Below are 10910 nucleotides of genomic sequence, written 5' to 3'. Positions count from 1 at the left end.
TATGCCATCGTTTTCATCTCCTTGGTAAGGGTAGTAAGATTGGAAGTTCTGTGATAGGTACTTCCATTTTACAATGAAAACGGTGGCTTTTTTCTAATTATTTGACCTATTTACTATACTAGGCACCCCTAATTGGCACTCTTAATGATTCTTTGCTTAAACCCTTTTGTTAGTGGCACAACGATAATACCGGCGATGACTAGTTGCATGATATTACCTGGGACGGAGCCGAATGGCAGGATCCAGTTTCCATAAAGGATTACTTCTGTAAAATAGTAGCCGACAACTTTGATGATCATGGCAACAGCAACTGCCAGTACATATACAAGAGATTTTTTGCCAGGCATCTTTTCCACAATAAGTCCAGCTATATACCCCATAGTACCAACGATAACAAATGTGAACGGAGCCCATAATGTCCATCCTGACATTATATCAAATAAAGCCATTCCAAAAGCTCCTACAATTGCACCTGACTTCTTGCCAAAAATAAACGCAGCAATCAAAAAAGGAACGTTACCCAAATGGATTAGTCCCCCATTTCCCATTAATGGCAGCCTAATGTTGATAAACATTGTAGCAAGAAACGTTAAAGTAATAAATAGAGCATTGAGAACCAGCATTCTCGTTTTGTTTTGTTCAGTCGTAAACATGCAAATCATCCTCTTCTTTCAAGTGTTAGTTTTTCAGTTTAAAAAAAAGAATCTCCTCTTCTTCCATGATTACTAGTATAATAAAAACTGACAATATAAAAAGTGTCAATTTTTATAAAAATAACATGGTCAGAGAGGAGGGGTCTCGAATGGATATGCTTATGTTTGAATTGAATAAAAACACAACAAAACCCTTGTATGAGCAGCTTTATATAGGTATCAAAACCGCTATTTTGAGCCAGCAAATTGAAGTTGGAACACAATTACCCTCCAAAAAAAAATTGGCTGATTTTTTAAATATCAGCCAAACAACGGTTGAAGTGGCATATGCTCAGCTCGTTGCAGAGGGATTTATTGTATCAAAGCCGCGGATTGGTTTTTTTGTAGAGGATATAAATGAATTACCTTATATTGAGACAGAACATGTTGAGTTGCCTATGGAGGAAACGGAGAAAAAAACAATCCAATTTGACTTTCACCCTGGAAAAATCGATACAGACTCCTTTCCTTTTTCACAGTGGAGAAAGTATGCAAAAAATTTATATGATACCCCGTCGAAGGAATTGCTACAAATTGGAGAACCCCAAGGGGAATACACTTTACGGACGGAAATAGCCAAATACCTATATCAATCGCGTGGGATTGTATGTAAGCCGGAGCAAATTGTGATTGGTTCAGGAACAGAACAACTCTTTCCTATGATTTTAAGGTTGCTAGATCATGATTCAAACATAGCCCTTGAAAATCCTGGCTATTCAGCAAGCCCCAGGATTCAACTAAAAAATAAAGCGATCCCTATTCCAGTTGATGAAGACGGATTGATGGTGGAACACCTTGAAAAAACAAATGCGAATGTCGTCTACATTACGCCATCTCACCAATTTCCCACAGGTGCCGTTCTTTCCGCAACAAGAAGAACACAGTTAATGCAGTGGGCAGCAAAAAGTAAAAATCGCTATATCATTGAAGACGATTACGACAGCGAATTTCGTTACACTGGTAAACCCATTCCCGCCTTACATGGGATGGACCAAAACGATAAGGTAATTTATCTAAGTACATTCACCAAGTCATTAATGCCATCATTGCGATTGGCCTATTTTCTTTTACCAACAACCTTGCTGAAAAAATATAAGGAAACATTCAGTTATTATTCAGCAACTGTCCCAAGATTCGACCAGCATATAGTAGCCAGCTTCATGAGAGACGGTTATTTTTCAAAACACTTAAACCGTATGCGGAAAATTTATCGGAAGAAACATGATAAACTGACTCATATTTTTAAAACTCATTATCCTGAAGTTATCATCACTGGAGATCAAGCCGGGATGCATATTTTAATTTCCCTTCCGCTACAAAAAAGTGAAAATGAGTTAAAAGCCATCGCAGCAAAAAGTCATATCTCCATTTATCCTTTAAGCGATTATCTGTTAAAACCAATCGAATATAAGCATCCAACATTCCTGTTAGGATTTGGAGGCATCCCATTAGAGAAAATCGAGGCAAGCATTCACCAATTAATGCAATGCTGGGAAATGGCAAAATAGTTAAGCTTGTACTAACTCCAGCTAGAATTTCTGTTTGGCTTTATACTATTGCGCAGTATTATGTAAGAAGTACGTGTTAATCCTTCTATTATTGAATAATAAAGAAAATGTACAACACTATAAGAAGGAATGTCATATAGGTAAATTTCTTTTTTAAACTATTCAACTTGTTCCTTATCGGTGGTAAATATCTTAATTTTATGCCTATATTTTTCAGAATCCAAAGCATTTTCTCCTTGAATAAATAAAATGACCCACCTTGGCGTGGTGGGTTCTGTTACTTTTAATCATGATATATATATGGATTGAGATATGTAAAGCATTGAATTTAGACACCAATAATGTATTCATTTTTAGTGCCGTTATTTTTCAGGACACTCTACTTGTTAACAGACCAATGATGCGGATATTCCTCAGTTGGTAATCATTAGCAACTGGTTCAGAAATAGGAATGTAAAGCTATTGCTATTCGATAAACACTTCCTTATCAACTCTTTATTGAGAAAGCACTACTTAATAAGAATTAGCTTGTTGTGACTATTTCAACCAACTCTTCAATAGTTCCCATACATTTTTGGACTTCCGATAAATGATAAAATGTACTAGTAGTATCTAGATTATTTACTTCATCATTTGGTGAATAGAGATATATTCTTTTTCCTTGTCCAAGAGCAATACCTAATTCGATATGACTTCCTTTACCAGCTGGTAATATCACGATTATAATATCAGCATCTATGACAGCATTTTTTTCATTTAGTCCTATTTCTCTTAAATCCTCAATTGTAGAGGCACTCTCATTTACCGTCCAATCATATGTATAGATGTATCCTTTATTTTGTAAATTCTTACTCACTAAGCGAACTATTTCAATGTTTTTAAAACTTGATGCAACGTAAAATCTTTTCAATTAATCTGACCCCTTTGTAAAGTTAAACTCCCCCGATAGCGACATAAGAGAAATGCACCTTTTCTTTATAAAAAATCACCATATAATTTAATAAATTTCAATATGGTGGACTTGAATTTTATGCCAAACAGCTTTCCAATTCTTCTTATTGATTCTTTCCTCATAAATAACAGCTCGTTCTTTCGTCTCTCTAAAATATGGTGTGGGCTTTAACTCTAAATTTAATACATCTTCTATACCGCAAGGAGCAGTAAGAATTAGTTTATTATTCTTGTCTACTTTCACTCCAAGAGCAGTTGCAGTCTCTGGAAATTTTGAAATAGCATCTTCTGAAGATATATAAGGTGGGATATCATTGAGAACGTGCATTCTTGCTTCATTCTTAACAGACCAAGGTATATCAGGTAGAATTACTCTCAATTCAGCTTCTAAATTTTTTTCGGTCCTCTCGTCAATATTTTTTTCGTCAAAATATATAACATCCACATCTGGTATATTAGTTCTTATTTCAAAACCATGCATTGTGTCCCAAACTTTAGAGCGTACAACCCCTGCCCTAACTATGATTTTCATAACCCATCCACAACAATCCAATATATCTTCAATATTTTCATTTCCATCGAGGTCTTCTTTTGCTTGATGAACTTGATTCTTTAGGTTCATTAGATGTTCGTTACCAAGTGTTGTATCTGCCTTATAATTAGGTAAATGGCCGCTTAAATCTTCTCCATATACACAAATACTATGCGTTTTAATCATAAAAGGTATTATAGAAAATTTATTTGTTTCTAAAACATCTTTTATGTAATAGTAACTAAGTTCCACTCCATTTACTATGATGTATTTTTTGTTTAATTCTTGTTCAACCTTGTCTATCCATTTTAAGTCTATATCATTGATTTCTTTATTCGTAATGGCAAATGTATCTAAATCTGAAACACTATCTATACCTAATCCACGAGAAATGGATCCTCTAATATATATACTATGTAGGTCTTCTCCTAAGTGAGTTTTGCATTTTTCTACTATCTTTTCAATCACCTTGTAAAATTCAGGTTTAATTTTGTTTAGACTTGAATCATTTATTATAAATCCTTTAATATCCGTCGGACAAAAACGTCCAATATTTTTAATTTGCGTTAACCTATCTCTCCTTTTATTTGTTCCTGTTCACCTGCGCTGGAATGGAACGAGGGTTGAAGAATAGCCCCCGTTAGCTGAACAAGTAACTAGCTCACCACTTTATTCAAGTGTTATACCTAAGCAAAATAAAATGATTGCTTGTTGAACATATATTAAATTCTTTTTAAATTCGTATCCAACAAAATAATTTGAAGAGATAACATCACTACTTACTTCTTCATTTCTAAAAAAAGGTGGGCAGGGGTTTAACATTGCATGTTTATTAGCTAATTTCATCTTTTCTAAAGTAATTTGATACTGGTTTATGTATTTTTCTGTTCTTAATTCAGATGGCAACGAATCAGTTAAAACAATGTCGCTAAAAGATAAAACAGATTCAAGTTTAGTATGAAATTTATAATTCCGATTGTCTGACCCTAACTCAAAACCCCTGATACAAATTTGATTAAAATTAGGTCCATTACTTCTGCAATGTTCTTCCAAGACCTTGAAATATTACTTTTTGGTCCAACAAAGGTATAAACTAAATCTCTATAGTTTTCTTTTACTTCCCTAATTGAATACAAGTCAGATAAAATTTCACAAGGGTGATTTTCCGAAGTCATAGCATTTATTATAGGGACTGTTGAATACCTTGATAATTCCTGTATTTTAGAAAAATCAGAATGTCTGACAATCACCCCATCTGCCCAATTAGAGACGTATTGTATAACATCCTCTAATTCTTCTCTTTTATCTAAACTTTCTGGAGGAAAAAGCATTGCTTCCCCACCCAAGGCTTTTATTCCTTTTTCGAAAGTAATTCTTGTCCTTAAACTTGATTCCGGGAAGAATAATACAAATTGTCTTCCATTTAAAACATTGATATTACCTTGATTTTTTATCTTTGCAGCTAAATTGAATATATGATTTACTTTTTTTACAGACAAATCATTGATGCTTAATAAATTCAAAAAGTCAACTCCTTTGTTTTAAAGTAGACCGCCTAATCCTCTTCACTAAAATCATATCGCTTGACCAAAAATATCACCCTTTAAACACTCACCTGTTTGTTCATTTTTCTCAGGAGAGTGTAAGGATGCTTATACTATACGAAAATAGTAAGCTACATCGGTAACTCTGCCGAGTAAATTCGATTCAGGCAACACCGCTACCAAAGTAAATCCGAGTTTTTCAATTAACTTTTTTGACTCCATATTTTTATTATCTATAGTAGCAAATAGGCATTTAAGGTTTAATGTGCTTTTACAATGCTCAATGACCGCGGAAACCGCTTCATACGCAAAACCACATCCCCAATGCTCCCTCATGAAGATATAACCAATTTCGCCAAGATACCTTCTGCTATTTCTGGAATCATTACATCACCGATGAATTCATCAGTATCTTTTAATGCGACAGTCCATTTTGTTTCATTACGGTTCCTAACCATTTCTAACATTGAGTGTTATCACGAGGGGGATTACTTCCAAGAAATTCTCTTACTTCATCATTGTTAAACATTTTAAGCATATTGGGAATGTCTTTTCCCTCTCTCGGACGTAAAATCAATCGTTCTGTTTGAATTTTCGGTGCTTCTTTTTTTGCCATGATTTATTCCAGCCTTTCGTACCTTATATAAATAATCTATCAATGTGTACGGTATTGAACTTCATCGTTTGTTATCTCCTTATGAAATTTATAATATAATTCGATACCGATTATTTGGATTCCTTCTTCAAGTAACCTGCCCCATTAGTACCTTATTAGATAAAAGGGCATTCATCCATCTTGGATTAATGCCCCCGTTACTTTAAGTATACTAATTCACAATCCAAATTATAATTTTAACATAAGTTGCCAATTCCTTAGTTATTTATCAGAGGAATTAGCTTAGTTATTAGGGCGTGTTTTGCTAATGAATTATTCAGTTGACACAAATTTATGTCATCTTGGTAAAATAAGTGCCAAATAAGTAGCCATTTCTCTTTCTTTTTGTAGATAAACATTGTTAAACCAACAAAAATTAGCAATCCATTTTATATGCTAATGGGATTGCTAAAAGGTTTGTTATTTTATGTTTTGTACTATTAAACCGAACCAGGTTAGTATGATGGCACGCTGCTCTGCTTATATTTATTCAGTATGAAGTAACAATTGATCTAAATCCATTATTTTAATTTTCTTTTTCGGTAACTGTTTAATCAATCCAAGTTCTTCTAGAGTAGTAAATTTACGGCTGATTGTTTCTGGTGTGGTACCAAGATACGAGGCTAAATCCTTTTTGGACATTGGTAAGGTAACCGTTGGACTATTGCCACTTCCCTTTTCAACATTTTCAGCTAAAAAGGATATAATGCGGGATTCTACATTTTCAATTGCTACTTGTGTGGTTTGTTTTTCAGAATTCTTCAAACGTATCGTTACTTCTGACAGTATTTTTAATGGGATCTGCGGATATTCCACCAAATACTTCTGTAAATCCTCTCGTTTAATTAAACAAATGGATGTATTTTGTAGTGCTTCCGCATAATTTTCATGAACACTTCCAGGTTGGAAAATGGCCACTTCACCTGTAAAATCACCTGGATTTAAAATGCGAACAAGTTGTTCTTTTCCGGAATCCGATAAGCGGTAAATCCGAGCCTTACCTGAATTGATAATATATAAGGTGTCATCTTCCTCACCTGCACGGAATAACATTTCCCCTTTTTGTAGATGAAGTGTCTTGGCAGATTCCGCAATCAAATCCATTTGTGAGTCTTCCAGATGGTTGAAAATGGGAACGATACGAATACATTCTGTATGTCCATGTTGGTGATGACAACATTGATTTTGTTCCAAAATAACCTCTCCTTTTTATAAAAAGCCCAAGAGGGCATCTTAGGCTTCCATTCTATTTACTCGATTAAGCAGGTTTTACCTTTGATTTGACAACAGGATATCCTAAGTCTTCAATTGATTTTTCGATATCGTTAATAGCGACTGCATCTGAATCAAAGTCTACTTTTACTTTACTTGCATTGAATAATACTTTCAAGCTACCTTGATGAACACCGTTTATTCCTTTCACCGCATTTTCAATCTTTTGCATACAAGATGGGCAAGATAAGGTTTCTATTTGAATGGTTGCTTTTTGCATAAATCATTTCCCCTTTCTTATTTTAACGATCGTAAACCAAGTTCATTCTTTTGGTTTTGAGTTATTTTAAGCCTGATAGGCATTATCTACTTCTGATAACATTTCGTAGGTGCCTGCATATGTTTCACAAACATCTCCAGGAATGGTGTAGTTGTCTGTGATTTTTCGTAATTGAGCAAATTCAGCATCTAAGTCAGGTTTGTTCGTACCTGCGTCCTTTATCTTTTTACTGATTTTATCGAATAGTTCACGTACTTCAAAGGCTTCTGGATGGTTCTTACCATGGGCCCGTGTAATCGCAGTAGTGTATAAATCCAGTTTTTCAAAATGGTTTGTTATTATTTCGTTAAATGTTTGTTCAGACATTATTATTTCCCTCTTTCTATAAATAATTTTTGTTATGTGTGTTTGTCTTAGGCAGATTTTACTTTTGATTTAACGACGGGGTATCCTAAGTCTTCAATTGCCTTTTTGATATCGTTAATGGTGATCGTTTCTGAATCAAAATCTACTTTTACTTTACTGGCATTGAATAATACTTTTATGCTATCTTGATTAACCCCGTTTAATCCTTTCACCGCATTTTCAATCTTTTGCATACAAGATGGACAAGATAATGTTTCTAATTGAATAACTGCTTTTTGCATGAATTATTTCTCCTTTCATCTTATCTTTGATTTTTTTGTTTTCCCTCTTCTTCTTTACAATTTAAGTATAGCTCAGGTTCAACGAAATGAAATTGACGCAAATCAAGTTTTAAGAAAAAAGTAGGGGAGTATTTTGTTCTTCCTACCTGAATACTTCCCCTTTATCATTCATCAAGACCGCTTTCTATTAAAATTATTCTCTCAACCGGTATCGAAGCAATCTCATACCATTCAAGATGACTACTAAGATACTTGCTTCGTGAACCAACATCCCGATTGACATATTCATCCATTCACTAAATAGTAGGCTGGCAAGTAAGACTACTACCACACCAACTGCTATGGTAATGTTCTGTTTCATGTTTCTTGAAGTTGATTTTGTCAAGCCTAATGCGTGTGGTAAACGACTAAAGTCAGAATTCATTAAAACGACATCCGATGTTTCAATTGCAACATCTGTTCCACTTCCCATGGCGATTCCGATATCCGCTAAGGCTAATGAAGGACTATCATTCACTCCGTCACCGACAAAGGCAATGATTTGGCCTTTTGCTTGCATTTTTTCAATATATGCTGATTTTCCTTCTGGAAGCATATGACCGTGTGCTTCTGTTAATCCAAGTTCTCGAGCAACTAAATCTACGGTTCCTTGGTTGTCCCCTGAAAGAACGACTAGGTTTTTGACTCCAAGTTTTTTTAGGTTTTGAAGATTTTTTTTAACACCTGGGCGGATTTGATCCCGAATACCCATCAGAACTTTTAATTCTCCGTCGACCGCAGTTAACACAAGAGAATTCCCATTTTTCTCAAAGCGTTCGACATCTTTTTTAGCTTTTTCACTTAATTTCACATTATCTTTTTCCATTAAAGCTACGTTACCAACGGCTATACGATGAACACCTATTTTTGCTACAATTCCGCCACCTTTAACGACTTCGGTTTCTTCAACAGTAGATAAAGTTGTCTCGCCAATATCCTGTAGGACAGCTTTTGCTAGTGGGTGGTCCGATTCACGCTCCACACTTGCTAAGTAACCTAGAACTTCTTCAGTATTGTTTCCGTAAAATTCTTTTTCGGCAACTTCAGGGTTTCCTACTGTCAATGTTCCTGTTTTATCAAAAACGATAGTATCTACTCTGCTAAAGTCATTGATAACTTCACTACCTTTTAGGAGGACACCATTACGTGCACCGTTTCCGATACCGGCAACGTTGGATACAGGAACCCCGATAACTAATGCACCTGGACATCCTAAAACAAGAATCGTGATAGCTAGTTCAATATCTTTTGAGAATAGCCAAACAATAAAACCAAGGACTAAAACAGCAGGTGTATAATATTTAGAGAATCGATCAATAAACCGCTCTGCTTCTGATTTGGAATCCTGTGCTTCTTCAACTAATTCGATAATTCTACCAAATGTTGTATCTTCCCCTACACGGTCAGATTGAATTTGAATCGTTCCATTTTCTAAGATTGTTCCCGCAAATACTTCAGAATCAACCTTTTTGCTTACTGGAACTGACTCTCCGGTAATACTTGCTTCATTGATGTGACCTTCACCTGTTAACACGGTTCCATCTACGGGGACTTTTGCACCCGTTTTGACTAATAAAATGTCACCTTCACCTACATCATCGACATCAACTTCTTCAAATTCTCCATTTTCCATTTGCTTTAAAGCACTTTCTGGTGCCAGCTCTGTTAATTCTTTAATGGCAGAACGTGTTTTGTTCAAGGTACGTTGCTCCAAGTAAGAACCAAATAAGAATAAGAAAGTAACGATGGCTGATTCCTCATAATTTTGAATCAATACTGCCCCAATTACTGCAATGGTAACTAAAACATCAATACTGACAACTTTTACTTTTAATGCCTGATAGGCTAGAATCGCAATTGGTGCTACACCAAGAATAGATGCAATGATGAGCGACCAATTGAAAATGGCCATGTTGTCTAAGGAAAATCGTCCGAAGAATGCAAGTGCAATCAAAATTGCACTGATCAGTGTAATGGAATTCTTTTTACTTAATATATATCTTTGCATGTTGATTCCCTCCAATTTCATTTTCATTTGTATTCCTTGTTGATGACTCTAGTATAGGATGTTTCTATGAAATAAAAATTGATTCGGATCAAGTTCTATTGTAAAAGTGAAAAATTATAAAAGAACAGCAAACTAAAACGCTCAGAAAATATTCTGAGCATCTTTATCTTAATATTTAATTTTTCTTCTTCAACTAAACTGCTCCGTTACTTTAAGTGTAATTCTTAACAAACTCTGTTTTCAAACCGACTAAACACCAATCTCACTAGTAATCCAGCCTTCAATAAAATGCTTTAATGACGCTGCAACCCAAGTACGACTATCATCCTCGTGATTCCAAACGTAAATATCGGTTTTTTCAATGGTTCCATTTTTTAATATTGCATAACAAAATAAATCGCCATTGCCTGCGTCTGAAAAAAAAAGAAGATTATCAAATGGCATATAAATATCTCTATAATCTTCAAAATTTCTATAAAATAGATTGTCCTTCATAATTTGGGAAGCTGACCAAACCAAAGGACAATTCCTGTTGTCAAACACACCATTTGTTTCATTAAAAATGGCCGTTAATTCTTCTGGTAATTCAACATTTAATTCTTTTTGAATCTGAGCAAGCTCAATCTTTGTTACAGGGTCTTTAAAGTGATAGTCCTTAGAAATGGAGTTGACAAATTCTTTCCACATTTCATTTCCCCCTAATTTTGGATGAGTATCACTAGTGTTGCGTAAATAGTGTCATAATTTTCAGTTTAATTGTTTACTCTACTTAGAGCCAAAAAAGTAATTACCTTTCTAAAGGCGGCTCCTGTCCATTTGGAAATTTATTTACAATTAGACCT

General features: G+C 34.7%; 15 protein-coding genes. 1 reads left to right on the top strand and 14 read right to left on the bottom strand.

Features of this window, described 5'->3' with window-relative positions:
• Window positions 1-128: 128 nt before the first annotated feature.
• Window positions 129-653 (bottom strand): ECF transporter S component, encoded by a 525-nt coding sequence (locus QQZ16_RS21945; protein ID WP_031537999.1) that lies wholly within the window; start codon window positions 651-653, stop codon window positions 129-131.
• 149 nt (window positions 654-802) lie between these two features.
• Between QQZ16_RS21945 and pdxR the strand changes: the two genes are divergently transcribed.
• Window positions 803-2200, top strand: coding sequence for a MocR-like pyridoxine biosynthesis transcription factor PdxR (pdxR, locus tag QQZ16_RS21940; RefSeq protein ID WP_031538000.1), 1398 nt, complete (start codon window positions 803-805; stop codon window positions 2198-2200).
• 523 nt (window positions 2201-2723) lie between these two features.
• On the opposite strand, the gene QQZ16_RS21935 is transcribed toward pdxR, so the two are convergent.
• The 13 genes from QQZ16_RS21935 to QQZ16_RS21880 form a co-directional block, all read right to left on the bottom strand.
• The gene (locus tag QQZ16_RS21935; protein WP_031538001.1) at window positions 2724-3110 is read right to left on the bottom strand and encodes a hypothetical protein; all 387 of its coding nucleotides are present in this window, start codon (window positions 3108-3110) and stop codon (window positions 2724-2726) included.
• Window positions 3111-3197: 87 nt separating this feature from the next.
• Entirely contained in the window at window positions 3198-3683 is a 486-nt protein-coding gene (locus QQZ16_RS21930; RefSeq protein WP_446715481.1) for a nucleotidyltransferase family protein, read from the bottom strand.
• A 669-nt stretch (window positions 3684-4352) separates the two neighbouring features.
• Complete coding sequence (locus tag QQZ16_RS23355; RefSeq protein WP_197030887.1) at window positions 4353-4736, bottom strand: hypothetical protein; 384 nt, start codon at window positions 4734-4736, stop codon at window positions 4353-4355.
• Window positions 4670-5206, bottom strand: coding sequence for a hypothetical protein (locus QQZ16_RS21925; RefSeq protein WP_197030888.1), 537 nt, complete (start codon window positions 5204-5206; stop codon window positions 4670-4672). The genes QQZ16_RS23355 and QQZ16_RS21925 overlap by 67 nt, the downstream gene beginning before the upstream one ends.
• A gap of 129 nt (window positions 5207-5335) precedes the next feature.
• Window positions 5336-5563 carry a GNAT family N-acetyltransferase gene (locus QQZ16_RS21920; RefSeq protein ID WP_048717872.1) on the bottom strand — a complete coding sequence of 76 codons (228 nt, stop codon included), beginning with the start codon at window positions 5561-5563 and terminating at the stop codon, window positions 5336-5338.
• On the bottom strand, window positions 5560-5685 hold the full coding sequence (locus QQZ16_RS21915; RefSeq protein WP_268817965.1) for a hypothetical protein: 126 nt from the start codon (window positions 5683-5685) through the stop codon (window positions 5560-5562). The genes QQZ16_RS21920 and QQZ16_RS21915 overlap by 4 nt, the downstream gene beginning before the upstream one ends.
• Before the next feature lie 2 nt (window positions 5686-5687).
• On the bottom strand, window positions 5688-5843 hold the full coding sequence (locus QQZ16_RS21910; RefSeq protein ID WP_155986754.1) for a GNAT family N-acetyltransferase: 156 nt from the start codon (window positions 5841-5843) through the stop codon (window positions 5688-5690).
• 525 nt (window positions 5844-6368) lie between these two features.
• Entirely contained in the window at window positions 6369-7076 is a 708-nt protein-coding gene (locus QQZ16_RS21905) for a Crp/Fnr family transcriptional regulator (RefSeq protein WP_235252687.1), read from the bottom strand.
• A 64-nt stretch (window positions 7077-7140) separates the two neighbouring features.
• Window positions 7141-7374, bottom strand: a complete 234-nt coding sequence (locus QQZ16_RS21900) for a heavy-metal-associated domain-containing protein (protein ID WP_235252688.1) — start codon at window positions 7372-7374, stop codon at window positions 7141-7143.
• A gap of 66 nt (window positions 7375-7440) precedes the next feature.
• Entirely contained in the window at window positions 7441-7740 is a 300-nt protein-coding gene (locus QQZ16_RS21895) for a hypothetical protein (RefSeq protein ID WP_031538007.1), read from the bottom strand.
• Between the two features lie 47 nt (window positions 7741-7787).
• Window positions 7788-8021 (bottom strand): heavy-metal-associated domain-containing protein, encoded by a 234-nt coding sequence (locus QQZ16_RS21890; protein WP_235252689.1) that lies wholly within the window; start codon window positions 8019-8021, stop codon window positions 7788-7790.
• A gap of 193 nt (window positions 8022-8214) precedes the next feature.
• A complete protein-coding gene (locus QQZ16_RS21885; protein ID WP_031538010.1) occupies window positions 8215-10068 on the bottom strand; it encodes a heavy metal translocating P-type ATPase in 1854 nt (617 codons plus the stop codon).
• A 249-nt stretch (window positions 10069-10317) separates the two neighbouring features.
• Window positions 10318-10755, bottom strand: coding sequence for an SMI1/KNR4 family protein (locus tag QQZ16_RS21880; protein WP_031538011.1), 438 nt, complete (start codon window positions 10753-10755; stop codon window positions 10318-10320).
• Window positions 10756-10910 lie beyond the last annotated feature (155 nt).

The sequence above is a fragment of the Bacillus sp. T2.9-1 genome, assembly GCF_950097965.1.
GTDB lineage: Bacteria > Bacillota > Bacilli > Bacillales > Cytobacillaceae > Niallia > Niallia hominis.
Note: the sequence above shows the minus strand (reverse complement) of the source record. Positions and strands in the feature narration are given on the sequence as shown.

Coding starts and splice junctions, on each gene's coding strand:
- QQZ16_RS21945 (WP_031537999.1), bottom strand. CDS start 653: ATGTTTACGACTGAACAAAACAAAACGAGAATGCTGGTTCTCAATGCT.
- pdxR (WP_031538000.1), top strand. CDS start 803: ATGGATATGCTTATGTTTGAATTGAATAAAAACACAACAAAACCCTTG.
- QQZ16_RS21930 (WP_446715481.1), bottom strand. CDS start 3,683: ATGAAAATCATAGTTAGGGCAGGGGTTGTACGCTCTAAAGTTTGGGAC.
- QQZ16_RS21920 (WP_048717872.1), bottom strand. CDS start 5,563: ATGAGGGAGCATTGGGGATGTGGTTTTGCGTATGAAGCGGTTTCCGCG.
- QQZ16_RS21915 (WP_268817965.1), bottom strand. CDS start 5,685: ATGGTTAGGAACCGTAATGAAACAAAATGGACTGTCGCATTAAAAGAT.
- QQZ16_RS21910 (WP_155986754.1), bottom strand. CDS start 5,843: ATGGCAAAAAAAGAAGCACCGAAAATTCAAACAGAACGATTGATTTTA.
- QQZ16_RS21900 (WP_235252688.1), bottom strand. CDS start 7,374: ATGCAAAAAGCAACCATTCAAATAGAAACCTTATCTTGCCCATCTTGT.
- QQZ16_RS21895 (WP_031538007.1), bottom strand. CDS start 7,740: ATGTCTGAACAAACATTTAACGAAATAATAACAAACCATTTTGAAAAA.
- QQZ16_RS21890 (WP_235252689.1), bottom strand. CDS start 8,021: ATGCAAAAAGCAGTTATTCAATTAGAAACATTATCTTGTCCATCTTGT.
- QQZ16_RS21885 (WP_031538010.1), bottom strand. CDS start 10,068: ATGCAAAGATATATATTAAGTAAAAAGAATTCCATTACACTGATCAGT.
- QQZ16_RS21880 (WP_031538011.1), bottom strand. CDS start 10,755: ATGTGGAAAGAATTTGTCAACTCCATTTCTAAGGACTATCACTTTAAA.